The sequence below is a fragment of the Paraburkholderia sp. GAS82 genome, assembly GCF_050436285.1.
GTDB classification, from domain to species: Bacteria; Pseudomonadota; Gammaproteobacteria; order Burkholderiales; family Burkholderiaceae; genus Paraburkholderia; species Paraburkholderia phenazinium_B.
In genome coordinates this window covers 65470-86507 of record NZ_JBNDLX010000013.1, presented here as the reverse complement: position 1 = coordinate 86507, position 21038 = coordinate 65470, and the positions used below count along the sequence as shown (strand labels likewise).

Annotated in this window: 11 protein-coding genes and 1 pseudogene; 4 read left to right on the top strand and 8 right to left on the bottom strand. The window is 56.8% G+C overall.

Going from position 1 to position 21038, the window contains the following annotated elements:
* Nucleotide 1: 1 nt before the first annotated feature.
* The 5 genes and pseudogenes from cydB to P3T17_RS32345 all read right to left on the bottom strand — a co-directional run bounded on the left by cydB (nucleotide 2) and on the right by P3T17_RS32345 (nucleotide 6693).
* Nucleotides 2-1000: a cytochrome d ubiquinol oxidase subunit II gene (gene cydB / locus P3T17_RS32365; RefSeq protein ID WP_429410828.1), complete on the bottom strand. Its 999-nt coding sequence runs from the start codon at nucleotides 998-1000 to the stop codon at nucleotides 2-4.
* Entirely contained in the window at nucleotides 997-2433 is a 1437-nt protein-coding gene (locus P3T17_RS32360) for a cytochrome ubiquinol oxidase subunit I (protein WP_074269465.1), read from the bottom strand. Before P3T17_RS32360 ends, cydB begins: the two co-directional genes overlap by 4 nt.
* A 90-nt stretch (nucleotides 2434-2523) precedes the next feature.
* Nucleotides 2524-4245, bottom strand: coding sequence for a ubiquinone-dependent pyruvate dehydrogenase (poxB, locus tag P3T17_RS32355; protein ID WP_429410826.1), 1722 nt, complete (start codon nucleotides 4243-4245; stop codon nucleotides 2524-2526).
* A 106-nt stretch (nucleotides 4246-4351) separates the two neighbouring features.
* Nucleotides 4352-5554: pseudogene (locus P3T17_RS32350) on the bottom strand (thioredoxin family protein); the annotation flags it as partial.
* A 209-nt stretch (nucleotides 5555-5763) separates the two neighbouring features.
* Entirely contained in the window at nucleotides 5764-6693 is a 930-nt protein-coding gene (locus P3T17_RS32345; protein WP_074268541.1) for a LysR family transcriptional regulator, read from the bottom strand.
* Nucleotides 6694-7199: 506 nt separating this feature from the next.
* On the opposite strand from P3T17_RS32345, the gene P3T17_RS32340 reads away from it, so the two are divergent.
* From P3T17_RS32340 to P3T17_RS32325, 4 genes are read left to right on the top strand one after another with little or no spacing between them, the layout of a single operon-like run.
* Nucleotides 7200-7799, top strand: coding sequence for a winged helix-turn-helix domain-containing protein (locus tag P3T17_RS32340; protein WP_429410823.1), 600 nt, complete (start codon nucleotides 7200-7202; stop codon nucleotides 7797-7799).
* A 60-nt stretch (nucleotides 7800-7859) separates the two neighbouring features.
* A complete protein-coding gene (locus P3T17_RS32335) occupies nucleotides 7860-11021 on the top strand; it encodes an efflux RND transporter permease subunit (protein ID WP_074268544.1) in 3162 nt (1053 codons plus the stop codon).
* The gene (locus tag P3T17_RS32330; protein ID WP_217272843.1) at nucleotides 11018-12298 is read left to right on the top strand and encodes an efflux RND transporter periplasmic adaptor subunit; all 1281 of its coding nucleotides are present in this window, start codon (nucleotides 11018-11020) and stop codon (nucleotides 12296-12298) included. The genes P3T17_RS32335 and P3T17_RS32330 overlap by 4 nt, the downstream gene beginning before the upstream one ends.
* Nucleotides 12295-13776 carry an efflux transporter outer membrane subunit gene (locus tag P3T17_RS32325; protein WP_429410820.1) on the top strand — a complete coding sequence of 494 codons (1482 nt, stop codon included), beginning with the start codon at nucleotides 12295-12297 and terminating at the stop codon, nucleotides 13774-13776. Before P3T17_RS32330 ends, P3T17_RS32325 begins: the two co-directional genes overlap by 4 nt.
* Nucleotides 13777-13795: 19 nt before the next feature.
* On the opposite strand, the gene P3T17_RS32320 is transcribed toward P3T17_RS32325, so the two are convergent.
* From P3T17_RS32320 to P3T17_RS32310, 3 genes are all read right to left on the bottom strand, one after another.
* Nucleotides 13796-14167, bottom strand: a complete 372-nt coding sequence (locus P3T17_RS32320; RefSeq protein ID WP_074268545.1) for a response regulator transcription factor — start codon at nucleotides 14165-14167, stop codon at nucleotides 13796-13798.
* Between the two features lie 307 nt (nucleotides 14168-14474).
* On the bottom strand, nucleotides 14475-15149 hold the full coding sequence (locus P3T17_RS32315) for a response regulator transcription factor (protein ID WP_074268546.1): 675 nt from the start codon (nucleotides 15147-15149) through the stop codon (nucleotides 14475-14477).
* A gap of 402 nt (nucleotides 15150-15551) precedes the next feature.
* A complete protein-coding gene (locus P3T17_RS32310) occupies nucleotides 15552-20756 on the bottom strand; it encodes a trifunctional serine/threonine-protein kinase/ATP-binding protein/sensor histidine kinase (RefSeq protein ID WP_074268547.1) in 5205 nt (1734 codons plus the stop codon).
* Nucleotides 20757-21038: the final 282 nt, after the last annotated feature.

Genomic DNA, 21038 nt, shown 5'->3' with positions numbered 1-21038 from the left:
CCTAGTCATATTTGGTGCCGGGTACCAACTTCCCTCTGAACACCCAGTACCCTGCCGTTGTGTACACGAGGATTACCGGCAGAACCACGAGAGCGCCAGCGAGAGCGAAAGTCTGGCTAGCCCTTGGCGCAGCTGCGTCAACGAGGGTCAGCGAATAGGGAATCGCATAAGGCCAAACGCTGACGAGCAAGCCTATGTAGCCCAGTAGTACCAGCGCGAGTGCCAGGATGAACGGCATCACGTGCAGCCGCTTTCTGGCCGCCGAGAACATAAACCATGCACCGACCGCAACAAGCAACGGCACTGGCAAAAGGCGTGACAGCATGCCCGCTTCAAACCAGCGTTCTGCAATCCGTGGATCGGAGAGCGGCGTCCATACGGACACAGCGATCATGAAGAGCAGCAGTAAAGCCGTCAGCGGCGTGATGAGAAGATGGAGCCGGCGTTGCAACTCACCTTCGGTCTTGATGACGAGCCAGCATGCGCCCAACAAGGCGTAGGTCGCCATCAGCCCCAAGCCCGAGAGTAGACTAAAAGGCTCAAGCCAGAAGAACGCATCGCCGGCGAAAGCGTTGTTGGCAATCGGAATGCCTTTCAAATAAGCACCGAGAATCACTCCCTGAAAGAACGATGCGCCTGCGGAGCCACCAATAAAAGCAACGTTCCATAGGTTCTTTGTGCGATCCGCTTTGCCGCGGAGTTCGAAGGAAACGCCGCGAAAAATAAGGCAAACCAGCATTGTGATGATCGGGAGATAGAGCGCGGACAGCGCGACCGAATACACCAGCGGGAAAGCTGCAAACAACGCCGCGCCTCCCAGCACCAGCCAGGTCTCGTTGCCGTCCCAAACGGGTGCGATCGCATGCATCATCAGGTCGCGCTCGCTCTCGTCAGGAAAGAACGGGAAAATCAGCCCCACCCCCAGATCGAATCCATCGAGCATCACGTACATGAAAAGACCCAGCGCAATGATCGCAGCCCACGCAAATGTCACGTTCATTTCCCACTCCTTTCGAGGCTATGTTGAGCAGCACTGCGCAGCTCAGCTACGGCTAGCGGCCTGCGCCCAGTGCGGCCTATCTCCAGGGTCGGGCGTCCAATAGGCTTTCCCACTTCATCAGGCACAACCGGCCCTTCCCGCAGGAAACGCACGACGTAGTAGATGCCGGTTCCGAACACAACACAGTAGGCAATGACGAGAACCATGAGAGAGATCCCAACACTCTGCGACGTGACCGGCGAAACCGCTTGCGCGGTTCGTAGCACCCCATAGACAACCCAGGGCTGTCGCCCCACCTCAGTGGTGATCCATCCTGCCAGTAGCGAGATAAACCCCGTGGGGCCCATAAAAAGAACGAAGCGCTGATACGTCCTGCTTTCGAAAATTCGCCCCCGTCGCCGCAGCATTACCCCGATGAGCGCCATCAGAATCATCAACATGCCAAGGCCTGCCATAACGCGGAAGGTCCAGAAGATGATCGACGAGTCAGGACGGTCTCCCGGGGGAAATTCCTTGAGACCGCGAATTTCACCGGTCCAGCTATGCGTCAGGATCAGGCTACCTAGATGCGGAACCTGCACGGCGTGACGGGTCACCTCCGAGTTCATGTCGGGAAAGCCAATCAGGTTCAGCGCGGTTCCGCCTTTTTCGGTTTCCCAAAGCCCCTCAATGGCTGCGATCTTGGCCGGCTGATATTTGCGCGTATTCAGGCCGTGCTGGTCACCAACAATCGCCTGAACCGGCGTAAGGACCAGCAATAGCCAGAGCGCCATCGAAAACATCGTCTTGACCGCTGGATCCCTCCGGCCCTTCAGTAAATGCCACGCACCTGTAGCCGCAACGACGAGGGCCGCGACAATGAACGCTGCGAGAGTCATGTGTGCAAGCCGGAACGGAAAGGAAGGGTTAAAGATAATCTTGAACCAGTCGAGCGGAACGACATGGCCGTTCTCGATCTTGATACCTTGGGGCGTCTGCATCCAGCTATTTGACGCAAGGATCCAGAACGTCGAGATTAAAGTGCCGATCGCGACCATCAGCGTGGCGCCGAAATGTGCACGCGGCCCTACTTTTTCCCAACCAAACAGCATGATTCCGAGAAAGCCCGCTTCAAGGAAAAATGCGGTCATGACTTCGTACGTCAGAAGAGGGCCCGTGACGGGACCCGCGAACTTTGCGAACCCCGACCAGTTCGTTCCAAACTCGTACGCCATCACCACACCGGACACGACGCCCATGCCGAATCCGATCGCGAAAATCTTAGACCAGTAAACGCAGAGCTCTTTGTAGTGACGTTTACCCGTCCGCAGCCACACTGCTTCAAGTACGGCTAAAAAGCTCGCCAGGCCGATGCTCAAGGCCGGAAAAATTATGTGGAACGATATAGTGAAAGCAAACTGTATTCGCGAAAGATCGAGTGCGTTCGGATTCATGTCGGTCCCCTTGGTGAAGCTCGCCAACTCTGGTGGCCTGCGGTGCGATTTCTTGCGCTGCAGGCCATCCCATCACGCTCTCAATACACCTTAGCGAAGGTTGGTTCTCGCAAGCTCGACGATTTCGTCCCCTCGTCCGTTAAGGATGGCGCGCAACATATACAGGCTGAAACCCTTTGCTTGTTCGAACTCGATCTTCGGCGGCATAGCGAGTTCGTGTTTTGAAGTCACCACGTCGACGAGCGCCGGGCCGGAGTGTTCGAAGGCGGCTTTCAAGGCTGCAGCAATGTCTTCGGACTCTTCGACCCTAATGCTGAAAATCCCGGCCGCTTTCGCAATGGCGGCGAAATCCGTCTTGCTCAGATCTACGTTGGTGTCGAGATAGCCGCCGGCCTTCAACTCCATGGAAACGAATCCCAGCAGACTGTTGTTGAACACCACGACTTTGATAGGAAGATCGAGTTGCCGTGCCGTCAACAGATCCCCGAGCAGCATTGACAGACCGCCGTCCCCGGACAAAGAGACAACTTGCCGCCCCGGGTTGGCTCCCTGCGCGCCAAGCGCTTGTGGCATGGCGTTCGCCATGGACCCGTGATTGAATGAACCATGCAGCTGACGCCTGCCATTCATGCTCAGGTACCGCGCCGCCCAGAGCGTGGGCGTTCCAACATCCGCGGTAAAGATCGCATCGTCGGCGGCCGCTTCGTCGATTAGCCGTGTCAGATACTGCGGATGAATGGGTCTATCAGGTTCAGACGCAACCGCAAGGTCCTCGAGATCCATTCTCGCCGTGGTGTAGTGCGCGATCGCATTGTCCAGAAAGCGCCGCTCATCCTTGTGCTGTAAAAGCGGCAGGACCGCTCTGATCGTATCCTTGACCGTCCCCACGAGCCCGAGCGTAAGCGGTGCCCGATGGCCGAGCTTCGAGCCCTTCCAGTCGATCTGCACGATCTTCGCGTTGCCCGGATAGAACGCGCGGTACGGGAAATCCGTACCCAGCATCACTAGCGTGTCACACGACTCCATCGCATGATATCCAGAGCTAAAGCCAATCAGGCCAGTCATGCCGACGTCGTACGGATTGTCCCATTCGACGAACTGCTTGCCGCGCAGGGCATGGACCACCGGTGCCTTAAGCGCTTGCGCCAGCGCAACCACTTCGTCATGCGCGCCCGCCGTACCACTACCGCACAGTAACGTGACATCTTTCGATGAATTGAGTAGATCCGCCAGACGGTCAATATCGGCAGTCGCGGGAATAATCGCCGCTGGGGATATTTCGCTCCACAGGCCGACCGGGTGCAGACACTCTTTCAGTGCGACGTCTCCGGGCAAAACGATGACAGCGACGCCGCGCTCCTCAATGGCCGTGCGCATTGCCCGTTCGAGCACCCGTGGGAACTGTTCCGGATTCGTCACGAGCTCGGCGAAATGGCTGCATTCCCGGAACAACTCCTGAGGATGCGTCTCCTGAAAATAGCCTAAACCGATTTCCGACGACGGAATGTGTGCGGCAATTGCAAGCACGGGCTGATGATTGCGATGGCAGTCGAACAATCCGTTGATCAAATGAAGATTGCCCGGACCGCAGCTGCCCGCGCAGACGGCTAGCCGTCCGGTCGATGCTGCGTCTGCTCCCGCGGCAAACGCGGCACTTTCCTCGTGACGCGTGTGCATCCAGCGAATCGAACCGAGCTCTTCAAGGCTAAAGGCGAGTCCGTTCAGACTGTCACCTGTTACGCCCCAGATTCGTTCTACGCCAGCGGCGGCAAGGGTTTTTGCCAGATAATCGGCGATAGTCTGTTTGCCCATGGTTTACTCCTGAAAAAATTGGAAAATCGCAAGCCGCTTCAAATTCGGGGAGCGGCTTTCTCGATCTCAAAAACCGCCCTCTTATGGCGGGTTGATGCTCTCGTGTTCAACCAAATGTGATGGCGTACGCTTCGACGCCGGGGTCGAGAAACTGAATAGAAAAGGTGTGATCGCCAACGTCGTGCTTCTGTCGGACCAGTTGATACAACCGATGCTCCGTTACGGTGCCGCTGCCGTCATCGGCGACGTCGGTGCCGTGTGCATCACCGGGTGCACCGCCATCGATACTGACTCGAAAGCGGACGGGTTTGCCGTCCTTGCCCGGACCCAGTACCAGGTGGAGATCCCGCGCATGAAAGCGGTAGACGATGCTTCCCGACGCTGCGGCAAGCGTTGCGCGGTCCTTTTCAACGTCCCATTTGCCCGCAAGACCCCAGTCATTGACAGTGGGCTGGGTGGGCGCAACATAGGTGTGAATCTCGTCCTGCGCCTCGCCGCCTGGTGATGCAAAATTATCCGCCTGTGCGTAACCGATGTATGTCTCAGGCGACTGCAGGTCAGCGACGTCCGCAGGCAGTTCTATCCCCGGCGTAACAGCGTTCGCGGCACTTGAAACTTTCTTCGTCGCATCAGAACTCCCCGCTTCCGCCAACAGAATCTGAATCACCTTCTCTGATTTGGCGTAGTTGCCTTCGCCAAAATTGTGGTGCCGAATCTGTCCGCGAGCATCAATAAAATACTGTGCGGGCCAATACTCGTTGTCGAGACCACGCCAGATCGCATAATTGTTGTCGATAGCCACCGGGTAATCGACGCCAAGTTCATGCGTCGCCCTCTTGACATTGTCAATATTGCGCTCGAACGCGAACTCAGGCGCATGCACCCCGATAACCACCAGTCCCTGACTTTTATATTTGTCTGCCCAAGCTTTTACATACGGAAGCGAGCGCAGGCAGTTGATGCACGAGTACGTCCATATGTTGATCACAACCACCTTGCCACGCAGGTTCTGATCCGTCAGAGGCGGCGAATTCAACCACTGGACGGAGCCGCCCAGCGGAGGCAACGCTCCCTCCACAGGCAACAGTGCTTTGTATGCGCCCGTACTGTGGTCCGATACCTTCATCACTCCACCCGACAGGTTCCAATGAGCCAGCTCGGTTATCCCGCCGCCAAGCCGACGACCAGACCCAATTGAGGGAGCTAGGCCAATCGAATCCTTTTCAGGGGACAAGCGATCTGGGGGCCTCTGCTCGCGGCCACCAACGATTGTCAGCGTCGCTACGATCGCGACTGTCGACGCCGCTCCGATGAGTATTGGCAACATCCTTGCAGCGAACCGTTGTCTGTTTCGCGAAAACAGGAAGGGCAGCACCGGCAAGATGCACAGGCTGAGAATAGCGAGCGCGCCACCGAAGTAGGCAATGACAGTGAGCAGCATCGTCGTTTCCGAGGGTTACAAATCAAAAAGGGCGCCTCGCCTACGCGAGAGCTGTATGCGGTGCATGCCGCTGAGGGCTATGCCACCACACGCAAAGTGGCTGCCGACTCCTGGATAGGCGGCTTGCTGAATCGGTCGAGCACGAAGTCGATAAAGCTGCTCACCTTCGCGGTAAGACATCTGCGTTCGTAGTAGACGAGCGCGATGTGTTGCGGACCGCCGTTTATCTGGTAGCGATCGAGTAGCGGCACCAACCTTGCCTTTGCGATGTCATCTGCGACAAGCGGAATGGGCAGCAACGCGATACCCATGTTGGCCAAAGCCGCAGAACGAACCGCAGCACTACTGGTAGCACTGAGGATGCTGCTCACCGTGATTTTCTGTACTCCAGTCCCGTCAGCGAACTCCCACGAGCGGGCTCCGTCGCGCTCCGTTAGCAGATCATGCTGCTGAAGGCTGAACGGACTGGTAGGCTCCCCCCGCCGCGCCAGATATGCCGGGGCAGCGACTAGGATCTCCTTGATTGTTATCAGCGGGCGGCAGACGAGCGAAGAACTGATTGGATAGCGGTCTGTGGAAAAGCACACGTCGAAGCCCCCTTCGATCACGTCGATCGGCCCATCGGACGTCGTTACCTCGAAATCTACTCGAGGGGCAATTGTGCGATATGACGCCAGCAACGACGCAAGACCAGTCGTAGCAAACACTGCCGGCGAAGCAATACGAAGTACACCGCAGTGGTCGTGTGCGGTACGAACCAGGCCCGACTCGACCTCATCGAGAGCCCGGGTGACGGCGCGGCACCCATCGAGGTAAACCTTGCCCGCCTCGGTAAGTGACAGACTGCGCGTCGAGCGGTTCATCAGACGCATATTGAGTTGCGCCTCCAGCATCGCGACGTTGCGCGTGATTGCGGCCGGTGACTTGTTCAATTGCTTACCAGCAAGAGAAAAGCTACTGAGTTCAGCAACACGCATGAAGACACGGATAGCTTCCAGCTTGTTCATACTCTGACTCATCTATAAAGTGCGACCGACGCAACATCGGTCAGGCGATGTGAAGAAATACCCGGATTCGAGCAAGTCGATTGGTTGCACACGGCCATTCGGAACAGCACAAGACGTGCTGACATGAAATCAAGATACGTGCAGATACACAAAAACAAAATCATACGAATCGGTGCGATCGCCCCTGCTCACGCGTGCGGAGTTCATACATACGTATGTCCGAGCCAAGCAGTACGCTGGATCGATTTCGCGTGGCTGTTGCCGCTGGGCCTGGACCTGAATCCTGACAAATAACTTATCGGTTTCAAAGCCATACCCGAGTATGAAACGCCGATATACACGTGCAATCACCGGCATCGGTTTGTATGCTGGCCTCACGAAATCAGAGCAGTTATCTTGAAGCATGGCCGACGCTGCCTTTAGCCACATCCGTAAAAACGCAATCCATTCCATCAGCCATCACGTTACTCGGCGTAAGGAAATTGCCCTCATTGGACGTATAAATCATGCTTACGATACCTTCCGTCGATGATGACGCTCTGCTAAATCAACATGGTCTCAATACGGAAGTGCGGAGCACACGCGCCTCAACACCGGTTGATAGCATGTCTAACCTCCAGGCGTTTATCGCGCTAGATCAGATTTCTGCTGCGGCTATCGGGCATGCAGTGCTATCCGCCATTCGCAGCGCCGGCGTTGATTCGCTTGTGCTGGATGCAGACGTAATGTCGATGGTGGAAGAGCGCATTCGAGAATCAAATGATCTCGGCAATCAGGTACCGCGCACTAAACACTCCGATGCTGCGATTGAAACCGCCTTGCGCATTGGGGCGCTCGAACTCGACCTCTTAAAGAGGAAGGCAACGCATAACGGCCATACCCTGGATCTGAGACCCACCGAGTTGAAAGTGCTCGAATGTCTGATGCGCCGCGCCGATCAGATCGTGACGCGCACGATGATTTTCGAAGACGTGTGGAATTGCCACTTCGATCCGCACACGAACCGCATCGACGTCCACGTCGGAAAGTTGAGAAGGAAGCTGGCCGCGCAGGATACGGGGCCGCATATTCATACTTTCCGAGGTGCTGGTTACATGCTCAAGTGAGCGCCACGCAGTCACAGCCTTTGTCCCTTTCCGCTGTTTCGCAGAACTCCTACAAAAGTCATGAACGCCATTGTCCTGATCGCACTGCGCCGCCCACTGACTTTTGTCGTAATGGGCATCCTGATCCTGTTGTTCGGCGCAACGGCCGTACGCAAGACCCCAACAGACATTTTTCCCGACATCAAGATTCCGGTTGTCGCCGTGGTGTGGACCTACAACGGCCTGTCGCCACAGGACATGTCGGGCCGCGTTATCTACTACTACGAACGCGCCCTGACTGCGACGGTCGACAATATCGAACACATTGAAAGTCAATCGCTCTACGGGCGCGGTATCGTCAAGATTTTTTTCCAGCCCGGAACCGACATAGCCGCCGCACAGGCGCAGATTACTTCGATATCACAAACGGTGTTAAAGCAGTTGCCTGACGGCATTACCCCACCACAAGTCTTATCGTATAGCGCTTCCGACGTTCCGGTTCTCGATCTGCAAGTGTCAGCGCAAGGATTGACCGCCGCCCAAGTATACGACCTGGCGTCGAACCTGATCCGCCCGCAACTGGTTGCCGTGCCAGGCGCCGCCATTCCTGCGCCATACGGTGGCGCGGCCCTCAACGTAGAAATCGATCTTGACCAAACCAAGCTGATGGCTCACGGACTTTCCGCCGTAGACGTCGGCAATGCGTTGAAGTCACAGAATGTCGTGCTTCCCGCCGGCGACCAGAAAATTGGTGCGCTGGATTTTCTGGTCGAAACGAACGCCAGTCCGGTGGAAGTGGCGACATTCAACAACCTGCCGGTCAAGACCGTCAACGGCGTGACGGTGTATCTGCGCGATGTGGCCTATGTCCACAGCGGCTCACCACCGCAGACTAATGCGGTTCTGGTGAAAGGCAAGCAAGCGGTGCTTATCCAGATCCTCAAGAGCGGCAATGCCTCGACGCTGCAAGTCGTAAGCGGGATCAAGAAAGTGCTGCCAGGCATCATCCGCACCCTGCCACCAGGTGTGCAGATCACCACTTTGAACGACGCATCTGGCTTCGTGCGCGACTCGGTGAAAGAAGTGGTCCAGGAGATGATCACCGCTGCCATCCTGACCGGCCTCACGGTATTGCTTTTTCTCGGGAGTTGGCGTGCGACCCTCATCGTTGCTACGTCGATTCCGCTGGCCATCCTCTGCTCCGTGCTGGCGCTCTCGTGGTGCGGACAGACTATCAATATCATGACCCTTGGTGGACTTGCGCTTGCAGTCGGCATTCTCGTCGACGACGCAACCGTGATGATCGAAAACATCGACGCTCACCTAGAAGCCGGTGCTGAGCTTGAGCCGGGCATCATCACCGCCGCGAACCAGATCGTTGTTCCGACTTTTGTTGCCACGTTGTGCATTTGTATCGTATGGCTGCCTCTATTCCAACTCGGCGGCGTCGCGGGTTATTTGTTCGTGCCACTCGCCGAAGCCATCATTTTCGCGATGATCGCGTCATTCATTCTCTCGCGCACATTGGTGCCGACCATGGCGGCCTACCTGTTACGCGGCCAGGTTGAGCAGCGCAAGCGGGGACCGGTGGAGCATTCGGGCATATTCACGCGCTTTCAGCGCGGTTTCGAGCATCGCTTCACGCAGTTTCGCGTGGCGTATCGCAGCACGCTGACGCGCGTCGTCATGCAGCGACGGCGCTTTGTGACGCTATTCTCCATCGGAGCGTTCGCGTCACTTGCCCTGCTTGGCTTTCTCGGACGTGACTTCTTCCCGGGTATCAAGTCCGGAGAGATCGATATGCATATGAGGGCGCCGGTCGGTACGCGTCTTGAAGACGCATCCGAGATTGCGGTCCTCGTCAACGCATCGATCCGCAAAATCCTGCCTGGCGAGGTCACCAACGTTCTGGACAATTGCGGCCTCCCCGTAAGCGGCATTAACGAGGCGTATAACTCGACCGGCACGATCGGCCCGCAAGACTGCGATATCACAATCAGTCTGAAGAGCAACCGCTCACCCGTCGACGACTACCGTTTCAAGCTGCGGCGCGAACTTCCCAGACTGTTCCCAGGAACGGCCTTCACGTTCCTGCCGGGCGACATCACGGCAAAGATTCTCAACTTTGGACTCCCAGCACCAATTGACGTACAGATAGCCGGTAGCTCACAAGACGCCAATTTCGCCTATGCGCAAGCCTTGGCCGCAAATCTGCGTCGCATTCCTGGTAGCGCCGACGTCAATATCCAGCAAACGCTCAACCAGCCTACCTTGAAGATCGCCGCGTCGAGGTCGTTCGCTTCCGGTATTAATCTGACTGAGGCTGACATTGCCAACAACGCGCTCGCTACGCTGTCCGGTAGCGGCCAGACCGCACCGACCTACTGGCTCGATACCTCAGCTGGTGTGTCGCACCTCGTGAACCTTCAAACTCCACAGGATGAGTTGAGCTCGGTTAACGATCTCGAGACCATTCCTATCGATGGGACGAACGATGGCACAAGTGGTAATGGCCCGCAGCTTCTAGGTGCACTGAGCCGCATCAGCCAGACCGGTACGCCCTTGCTTGCGTCGCACTACAGCATCCTGCCGGTGATCGACATTTTCGTCAGCAATCAGCAACGCGACCTCGGTGCGGTACAGGATGCAGTGGATCACGTCGTCGCGGGTATGAAGCACGAAATCCCGCGCGGCGCCAGCGTACGCCTGCTCGGTCAAGGCCAGACCATGCGCAGCGCGTATGCCCAATTGCTCGCCGGGCTGGCGCTGTCGATCCTGCTCGTCTATCTCGTCATCGTCGTGAACTTTCAGTCATGGCTGGACCCGTTCATCATCATCACCGCGTTGCCCGCCGCGCTGGCCGGAATTGTCTGGAGTCTCTTTCTGACCAACACCACCCTATCCGTGCCGGCGCTGACCGGAGCCATCATGTGCATGGGGACTGCGACTGCGAATTCGATTCTGGTGGTCTCGTTCGCCCGTGAGCGTCTCGCCGCCCACGGCAATGCTGTAGAGGCGGCGATCGAGGCAGGATTTGCACGGATCAGGCCGGTTTTGATGACCGCGCTCGCAATGATCATCGGCATGCTGCCAATGTCCTTCAGCAATACCCAGAACGCACCGCTAGGACGCGCCGTCATCGGTGGTCTGCTGTGCGCGACCTTCGCCACGCTACTGTTTGTGCCGTGTGTTTTTGCACTCTTGCACCGTGACAGAAGCACTAACATGGAGTCGCACGCATGAACGCGAATCAGGAAGTTTCACTCTCGCGCCGTATGCCGGCCTGGCTGCTGGCAGCATTGGCTGCCCTGCTGGCAGCCGGATTCATCATCCTCGGCATCACCCGACGCTATAGCAATGTGGCGGACCTGCGGAATGTCGCCTCTGAGGAATCGATCCCTCAAGTACAGATCATCTCACCAGCGCCTGGGCCCGCAACGCGCTCAATTACGCTACCTGGCACGATCAAGGCGTGGTCTTATGCGCCGATCTATGCGCAAGTCTCGGGCTATGTGACCAAGTGGTTCAAGGATTACGGGGCTCCGGCGAAGGCCGGCGAACTGCTTGCAACCGTCGACGCACCTGCTGTGGACGAGCAATACGAAAGCGCCCTCGCAGACCTCGAGGTCGCGCAAACGAACTACCAGCTCGCGAAGGTCACCGCGGCTCGTTGGAGCTCGCTCGCCGGCACCCAGGCGGTTTCGCAACAGGAAGTAGACGTGAAGGTCGCTGATGCTGCCGTGCAGATGGCGCAAGTCCACGCAGCCGAGCACAAGGTCGCGCGCTTCAAGGTACTGGAGGCTTTCAAGAAGATCGTTGCTCCTTTCGACGGTGTAGTCACGTCTCGGAATACCGACGTGGGCAACTACGTCAACGGAGCCGGTGGCGACGTCGGCGCACGCGGTTCGGATGACGAATTGTTCAGCGTGGCGGACATTCACGAGATGCGAGTCTTTGTTTCCGTGCCACAGGATTACTCCGGAATGCTCGAACCCGGCCTCACAGCCACGCTTACGTTGCCGCAGTATCCTGATCGGGTGTTCAAGGCATCTTTCGACACGACAGCGAACGCATTCAATCCGCAGACGCGCACTGTGGTGACAGAATTGCTCATCCCTAACCCAGATCACCTGATTTGGCCGGGCACCTACGCAGACGTGCATTTCGTCGCACCATCCGATCATGGTGTGCTGATCGTCCCCGAGCAGGCGTTGCTGTTTCGCGCGCAAGGGATGCAGGTCGCACTGCTCGACGCCAGCAATAAAGTACATCTGCAAGGTGTCAAACTTGGCCGCAATCTAGGTCAGACGGTCGAGATCGTAGGCGGTCTGAAACGTTCAGACCGGCTGATTCTCAATCCATCTGCTGGCACGCTAGAAGGGGAACAGGTGCGCATCGCCGCTGGTGTGCCGGGCATTGCGCCTGATGCAAAGTTCCGCCCCCCCGGGGCAGACGCTGCCACCATGAGTGATACGCAGCACGCAAAGGTTCAGGCCGCAACCGACAACGGGGATCAATGATGGGGCGCGCTCGATCTTCTTTCCGGATCACCTGCTGGGCAGCGCTAACGCTGCTTGGCGGCTGCGATCTCGCGCCGGTCTATACACCCCCGCAGACACTCCTACCGGAACGATACCAGGGCACGAGTCCATTCGTCACTGCGAGCCCGCAGGATCAGCTCTCGCACGGCCCCTGGTGGCAGATGTTCGGCGACACGCAACTGGATCAGCTTGAGACGCAGCTCGATGCGTCGAACCCTGATTTACAGGCCGCCGAACAATCTTATACGCAGGCACGCGATGTTGTAGCGGAAGCCCGTTCGGGGCTCTTCCCACAATTGACTACCCAAGCCTTCGTGTCTGGTAACAGGGAGTCCGCTCACGCGTTGTTCCACAGCGGTAGCAACGCCGAGCAGCAGGCTTCGAATGGATATGGCGCGGCGGCAGTCTGGGAACCCGACTTCTGGGACCAGATCCACAACAGCGTCAAACAGGCGAAGGCGAACGCAGAAGGCGTGGCGGCAGACGTTGCATCCGCACGCTTAAGTCTCGAACTGGAATTGGCAAATGACTACATGGCAATCCACGGTCTCGATACCGAGCACGCTGTCTATGTTCAAACGATCCGGCTTTATCAGAACGCAGTGGGAATCGTGCAGCTCCGTCTCGCCGGCAAGATTTCTTCTGGCCTCGATGTTGCACGTGCCCAGAACCAGCTCGCTTCGGCTCAGGCTGCGGACACCGACGTCCAGGCGCAGCGCGCTGTGCTGGTGCATGCCGTTGCTGTGCTGGCGGGGGTGAATCCGTCGACCTTCACGCTGCCGGCTTTGACGAACGCGTCGGCCGCGGTCCCGACGGTACCCGTGGGGGTACCGTCCGACCTGCTTCAACGGAGGCCCGATGTAGCCCAGGCCGAGCGTGCCATGGCAGCGGCCAACGCCGCCATTGGCGTGGCCCGCGCCGCGTTCTATCCCAACATTCGTCTTAGCGCTTCGGCGGGTTTTGAAGATACCGGCTTTGCACTGGCATCGCTACCCAACAGCCTCTGGGCAGTCGGCGCGTCCGCAATGCTACCGATCTTTGAGGGCGGACTGCGCAGAGCTGAATTGCAGCAAAGCAGATCGATATATGTCCAGACCGCGGATCACTACCGCTCGGTTGTACTTGATGCTTTCCGGCAGGTGGAAGACCAACTGGTTCTGACCGACAAGCTAAGCACTGAGGCCGAACAACAGAGGCAGGCATTACAGGCCGCGGCGAAGGTACAAGACATCGCACTGAACCTCTATACAGGCGGCCTCGACAACTACCTGAACGTGACAGTCGCGCAGATAGCCACATTGACCGCGCAGATAGCCGAAGTCCAGGTGGAAACCCGGCGCTTGCAAACGGCGGTTGCACTGGTAGGCGCATTGGGCGGTGGGTGGACTTCCTCGGATCTACCCAGCGGAGATCAAACCATACCGTTTAGTCCGCTACACCTGCACGAAGACGACTAGCTTTGCGAAGACTCAAGCACTACGGCTTACCAAGGGCCGCACTAAGATAGTGTTCGAGGACGGCCGCATCGACCGGCTTCTCGAGAAGCGCTAACGCGCCATTGTTAATGACTGTGGCGCGAAGAGTCTCAGTCGGAAAGGCGGTGACAAAAATGGTGGGTATAGTATGGCCGAGTCGCACCAAATCTTGGTGCATCTCGACGCCAGACATGTTTGGCATTCTCACATCGGAGATAAGGCACGCAGTGTCGACAATTTTTCCAGACTGCAAAAAGGCCTGCGCCGACGGGAATATGTTTGCTTGCCAACCTAGCGAGCGCACCAGGGCGGAGGTTGCTACGCAGACGGCTTCATCGTCGTCCACGATGGAAATAATCTGAGCGATACGCACGCCACGGACCTCGCTCTTCGTGTGAAGTTGTGCGAATACAGGGCGGAATGAAAAACAGAAGGTGGCTCCCCGTACTTGTTACTGTGCGCGTAAAGCTGGTTGGAAGCGCGCAATGTTTAACCAACAATATCCCGAAGAATTCCACCACGCCATGCTACGAGTGGGTGCCGCGACCAAACCATAGTTTGCATCACTCATACTTCGGTATATTCGGCAAGGAGGCAAGTGCGCCGGAGCGAACGTGCATTGCGGTTGGCTGCTACCCCAGCAGGCAGCGACGTAGGAACCCTACGCCGAGGTAACAGCCTTAATGGGCTTTAGGATGGCTTGGCGCGATGTGGATAGCTTCGGCTTTTCTAACCAGTTCGGCTACTGAGCGCGACTCCATTTTCTTCATCATTTGTCCACGATGAATTTTTACTGTTATCTCGCTTAATTCCATTTCCGAGGCGATTTGCTTGTTCATCAGGCCAGCTAACACATAACCTAGTACATCCCGTTCACGGGGCGTCAGGGATTCATACGCGCTGCGCACAGCAGCAAGAGATTGTTCTGCTGAGATGCGTTCGACATCATATTTCAACGCTTCGGCGACAGCGTCCAACATGTCCTGATCGCGAAATGGCTTCGGGAAAAAATCGCGCGCACCTGCTTTCATCGCCCTGACAGACATTTCGATATCGCCATGTCCTGTAATGAATAGCACAGGAATTTGCAAGCCGCTCTTTGCGATTTCCTGATGAAATGTGAGGCCACTCTCGCCGCGGAGCCTGACATCGAGAATCAGACAGCTCGGGCCAGCATATTTTGGAAAGGCTAGAAATTCCTTCGGCGACGCAAATGTCTCTGCACGTAAATCGACGGAGCGTAAAAGCGCACCGAGCGCGTTCCGCATAGACTCATCGTCATCCAAAATGTAAACCACCGGAGACATGTTCGCATTGCTGCCTTGAAGCGGCGTCGAAAGCGCTCCCGAAATCATCTCGTACCCCTTTGATCAGTTAATGCTGTGCGACAACGTCGGCCTCACAATCGCGACCCTTGACGCGTGGAGCCATTAGTCACCGGCGTCGATACCCGCAATTATGGCGTTGCCAAGCTCGGTAGTGCAAACGAATTTCAGCAGAAAATTCCGGTCCGTCTAGCGTCCAGACGCCGGAATTTATTGTCTGATGTTTGTAACCGACATCGAGATGTTTGGTCTGCTCGACCGTTCAGTGAAGAGCTACCATTCAAGCAAACCAATGTGAGGATTATAGGTCGCAAAAAAGCGGTCCATTGGCCTATCTACAGTGCCCTATTTCTCCGAAGATTGACCAATAGCGCGCGTCAGTGAAGGGCAGATCGGAAATCAAGGCAACGCTTTTCGGGGTGACGTCGGCCACTAATTCCCCGCAGACTGGGGAACAGAGAATTGAAAGCAGGCACCGCCTAGAACATCAGAAACTGCCTCAATGCTACCGCCGTGAGCCTCGACAATAGATTTGCAAATGGACAAGCCCATGCCCATCCCTGAGTCTTTCGTTGTGAAGAACGAGTCGAAGAGCGCCGGCGCCGACTCGGCCGCGATGCCGTGACCGGTATCTGACACTGCAACCCACAGCGTATTCTCTTCGTCCATCCGGGTTTTGATTTCAATGACCTTTTCCCTTTGCCCTGTATCGCTCATTGCCTCGCAAGCGTTGACGACCAGATTCATGAGCACCTGTTGCAGCAGGATCCGGTCCCCTCGCACGTTCAGGCTTCCAGAATCAAAATTCCCACGAACGACTATGCCTCCGTTGCGCAGCTGTCCGCGGACCAGTCCGAGCACCTCCCGTATCGCCTCGTTCACGTCGAGTGTGTCGAGCCGAGGTGCCGTCCGTTTGGTCATGGCGCGCAGGCTTGTCACAATATTGGCTGCCCGCATACTATCGGCCGATATCTGGTCCAGCATGCCGCGCACCTCTCCAATATCCGGTGTCTCTCGATTAAGCCATCGCAGCGCGGCTCTAGAGCAGGTACCGATAGCACTCAATGGCTGGCTAACCTCGTGAACGATTGAAGCGACCAGTTCGCCCATCGCCGTCAATTTGGCGACTTTGTCGAGTCTTTCCTGCGTCTCGCGAAGATTGCTTTCTGTCGCAGCCCGCATAAGGTTTTCCGTTTGGAGGTCTTCATAGAGCCGCACATTCTCCAATGAAATTGCTGCCTGTGAAGCGAGCACCTCCAGCATCTGTACATTGTCCACGGTGAAGATGCCTGCGATCAGACTGTTCTCCATGTAGAGCAGCCCCAGTAGCTTGCCTTGCTTGACGAGCGGCACGCAAAGGATCGAGCGTGGCTGACGCTCTATGATGTAGACGTCAACCCCATAATGAGGGTCCTCTCTCGCGTCTCGAAGCACGAGCGATTCTTGCGTCCTGAGCGTGAAGTAGGCGATCGCCGTGGGCAAGATCTCGGGCGACGCCACGCCTCTCTCCATTCTGACGTCGGCCGTGCTCCTGGAATACGTTGCCTGTGCCGCGACGGTCAGGATCCCATCCATGAGAAGGCACAACACCGCCCGGTCGGCTCCTGCGTATTGCTGCACGTTCTCAAGAAGTACGTGAATCAGCCTGGCCAGAGAAATCTCACTCGACAACGCCTGTGCTGCGCGAAGCATCGCGCGCGCGTCGAACTGGTACCCTCGCACCAGATGTTCAGGCGTTACCGCCGTTTCGGCCGTTGGCTTAAGGTACGCGAACTTCTGTTCGATGCGTCGAAGCATCGAATCGGCCCCCCAACACGCGTAGGCATTCCAGGCCCGCTTCATGTAACCTTGCTCGGCGGTATGCCAACGCTGGGCCGCGCAAAAGTGCGCAGCAAGCTCGCACGACAGCCCCTGAAGATGCAAAGCGTCCGACTCGGTAGACAATTGAATGGCCGCCTCGTAGAGACTTTGCGCATCAAGAATCCGGTTTTCCACATAGGCAAGTTCGCCTTGAATCAGCTTCTCTCGAGATAAAAAATTGCTGGGGCAGTTGCTCGACCACTTCGTGACGATCGACAAGCGGTCATTCGCGATACGGAGATGCACCTCCTTTTCCTCCACAGTCGAATGGCGAGCCATCGCCAATCTGAGGAGCGCGCTGTAGAAATTGAATTCCGCAATCTCAAGAAACGAGCGGGACGACCACGCAATTCGATTTGCGTTTTCCTCAGCACGAAGTGCGGTTTCAAAATCCCGGAAATTATAGGCAACCTGTAGTTGATAGGTCCAGAATGCGAAGGCTGCGATGTCGCGATAGAACTTTCCACCAAGACTATTTTCCAAGAGCGCCGCGTAGTCAGGGCAGTCCTCGGAAATTCCCAAGTCAACAGGAGCACCGCGCATGGCATTAATAAACCACGCCTGCGCGACAAACGCGTCGATTACGATCGCAAAGTTTGCCTGCCGCGCGAGGACGAGGCCCTCCTCTACCGTTGACTGTGCGTCGGAAAGTGGCGCTCCGCAGAAGAGCAGATTTGTCGCCAGATGTCGCCTCGAGTAGATCGCGAAGGTCAAGTCGCCTTGTTGCGTCGTGAGTCGGATCGACTCACGGATGTGCTGTCGCGCAACTGTTGCTGGACCGGTCCATGGCAGGTTCAGTGTTCCGTAACACATCTGAACACGCCCCTGGAAACGGGACAGCCCCCTCTCGGGCGACAAACGCATAGCGAGCTCGCCAAATTGGGATGCAGTGCGGTAGTCGCCATACCTGGCGCCTACGACAAGACTGAGGCAGACATAGGCATAGCAGGATGCATCACAATTACCAAATTTCAGACTAAGTGAACTCATTCGCAAGACGACCGTATCCTTGAGATTCAGATCGGTGAACAGAGCCGCCGGTTTGAGGTCAGCGAGTACGTCCATCGCGTACCTCACGTTCTCGTCCTGATTCAGTGGCGCCGCCACCAGATCATTGATGCTTCGGTCCGAATAAAGTGTTCTGAATTCCAGGTATTCCGCGTCGACTTCCTCATCGGTTGGAGACAACGGTAGAACGATGCCTGTTTCCTCGGCGAGATAGCGCAGTCCGACCTGGAGTGCGAGTTTCGGTTGGTCGAGCGCTACGTGCAGGGCGACGCGCAGACGTGCCAGTTCCGCCTTGTTCTTATGGTTCAGCAGGTCAACACGCAACCGACTCAGGCGATTCTCTGCACGGCTCATCTCCATCGTCAGGAATTCACATTCGCCAAGGCGAAGTTCAATCAATGCGCCTATGGTTTCACGCTGGTCCGCGTCCTGCGCAAACATCCGTGCACACGAAAGATACGATCTCGCCGAGGCATAAGCAGTGGCCTCTTTGGCCAGCCGTGCGGCCTCAAGGTTGAGCAGCGCAATCCGTCGACGCTCATCTGGACCGTCCACAACGGGCATCGCCATGTTCAATTGTTGAACGATAGCGAACGCGCCCACTGACAATTCATCGTTTGCGCTGCTTTCCAACAAGTTTCTACCAACGCGCAGGTGTCCTTCGAGACGTTCCCGATAGGTCATGCCGTTGAGAACCGCTTCCCGAAACCGATCGTGCGAAAAGGTGAATCGCCCATCCTCTGTCCAGACGAACTGCGAATCCATAGCGTCGCACAGACGGATTCTTATATTGGTTTCCGACAATTGCATTGCGTCAGCCAACGCTTTTGCAGACGCAGGTCCAGCGAGCACGGCCAGACACCTAAGGACGTCGATAGCATCGGGCATAAACGAATGAAGCTTGCCCTCGAGGAGTTTGACCACGCTTGAGGCACTTCTCTTATCCGCTACCTCAGTCAGGTTCGCACGCCATTCACGTGCAGCGTCATCGTAGTCAACGACGTTCTCGTCGATAAGAGAGCGTAATAGCTGTATGACAAACAGCGGATTTCCTCCCGTTCGCGCGTGCACAGAAGCGGCGAGATCGTCAATTCCGGCAATATCGCCAGCCAGCAGGCTTTTTAGCAGCCTTTTGACATCGTCCTGCGGCAGGGAGGTCAGCGAGAGTCGACGCAGACAGTCGTCATTCGGAAACGCAAGTCCCCATGCGTTCCCCAATTGCATTTCACCTGACCGTATCGCGCCAAGAAATAGAACACATCTGTTTGACGAATGCCGCATGGCGTATGCAAGCACTTCGAGTGTACCCTCGTCGACCCACTGCAGATCGTCCAGAACCATGATCAGGGGGCGCCCGCGGGTCGCAAGCGCCCCGAACAGCTTGACCATAGCCTTGAGAAAACGCGGCCTCTCCGCGTGAATTGAGACTGCGCGGCAATGCTCAAACACACCAAGAAGCGGCGTGAACGATGGAAACACCGCGGAGATAATCGATGCATCGTCTGCTAGCGCATCCTTGATCCGCGTCTGGATCAGTTTGAATTCATGCGGTGGACAACCGAGAATTCCTCGTTGCCAGTAGCGAAGCGCACGAGTCAGACTTGCGTAGGGCGTGGCGCCCTCGGCTTGTTCGCACTTGCCCATTGCAAACTCGTGCGGAACTTCGCGCAGTTGCTTGCGCAGATGTTGAATCAGGGCCGTCTTCCCAATACCTGCCGGCCCCTCGAGCGGAATCATTCGGGCCGACTCGCCAATCGAAGCTTCGTGCACCGCTTTACGAAGCGATTCGAGTTCGCCGTCACGACCTAGCAGCACATCGGATGTTCCAAGCAACGATTTCGCGTGAAGTATTCTTGTCGAAGACCCGTTGCTTCCTCCTTTTGCATCGCATGTGAGGAGGTCGGCCACCACGTCCGCGGCCAATTGATACCGCTCTTCGGGCTCCTTGGCCATCAGCCGGAAGAGTATCGCCACCAGTCTCTGCGCAACGGCTCCAGACGGTTCCACATGCTCTGGGGGCCATCGAGCGATATGCGCATGGATCTCTTCGGCGGGCGCCAGGCCCGGAAATGGTACCCGTCCTGTCAGCAGCAGATAAAGGATGCAGCCCAGCGAGTACAGATCGGTGCGGCAGTCGACCGGTCGATTGACCCGGCCCGTCGCCTCCGGTGCTATGTAATGCAAGAGATCAGGCTCGAGGTGCGACACGGAACCGTCCACTGCTGATACGTTGCGCGCATCGATGGTGAGCGAGCGAAATCCCGTCAGCCAAGCACGGCGACGTCCAGGGTGAATCATGATGCTGCCCGGCGTCAAACCGCCGTGGACCAGATTTCGGGCATGTGCTGAAGCCAGTGCGAGTGAGATCCCGACAGCCAGATTCAGAACCTGGTGGACAGGCATTGTCACATCAAGGAGATTGCTTAACATCTCGCCGCACGGGTCTTGCAACAGCATCGCCGGACTATCGTCGTGGGTAATGAACCGAACCGGCCGCAGCGCGAAGCCAAGCTTTAACTCGGCTCTGATGTCGTATTCGTATCGCAATTGGGTCAACGCACCGCTCGTCTCTCTGGAAGCAGGCACTGCGGCGAGTACCGACACCCCCGACTTTTCCGCCCGATAAAGCCGTACTGAGCTGCCGCGCAGGAGCGTGAGCTTTGCCTCTGCTAAGCTCGTGATTTCTTCTGAATACGTACTCAGCATGTACTCCCCAACAACGTCATGGATCGTGTCGCGAACATCCAGGCCAGCCACGTCGTTGGCCAATCGTACTGGGGACGACGATGTCTTACCATCCGGTCTCCTTTAAATCGATAACCGTGGCAGCAATCCGCAGTACTCCTTCGCGCCGCAAACTAAGGTCGCGCACATATCGTGTCTGATAGCGGGGAAATCTCGACCGAAGTCGATGTCACCTCTCACGGGTCAGAGCGGTCTAGAGAATCGCGTTTGAATACCTCACGAGAGTCTCGCGCGGTAACCGGGATTACCTGTGGTGATGCTCACCGACTGGCGTGCCCGGCTATGTTCTCCGAGCAGGCCAGACAG

Bases quoted from the DNA above. Each gene is read 5' to 3' on its own strand.
- P3T17_RS32360 (WP_074269465.1), bottom strand. From the start codon at position 2,433: ATGAATCCGAACGCACTCGATCTTTCGCGAATACAGTTTGCTTTCACT.
- P3T17_RS32340 (WP_429410823.1), top strand. From the start codon at position 7,200: ATGCTTACGATACCTTCCGTCGATGATGACGCTCTGCTAAATCAACAT.
- cydB (WP_429410828.1), bottom strand. From the start codon at position 1,000: ATGAACGTGACATTTGCGTGGGCTGCGATCATTGCGCTGGGTCTTTTC.
- poxB (WP_429410826.1), bottom strand. From the start codon at position 4,245: ATGGGCAAACAGACTATCGCCGATTATCTGGCAAAAACCCTTGCCGCC.
- P3T17_RS32335 (WP_074268544.1), top strand. From the start codon at position 7,860: ATGAACGCCATTGTCCTGATCGCACTGCGCCGCCCACTGACTTTTGTC.
- P3T17_RS32345 (WP_074268541.1), bottom strand. From the start codon at position 6,693: ATGAACAAGCTGGAAGCTATCCGTGTCTTCATGCGTGTTGCTGAACTC.
- P3T17_RS32330 (WP_217272843.1), top strand. From the start codon at position 11,018: ATGAACGCGAATCAGGAAGTTTCACTCTCGCGCCGTATGCCGGCCTGG.
- P3T17_RS32325 (WP_429410820.1), top strand. From the start codon at position 12,295: ATGATGGGGCGCGCTCGATCTTCTTTCCGGATCACCTGCTGGGCAGCG.
- P3T17_RS32315 (WP_074268546.1), bottom strand. From the start codon at position 15,149: ATGATTTCGGGAGCGCTTTCGACGCCGCTTCAAGGCAGCAATGCGAAC.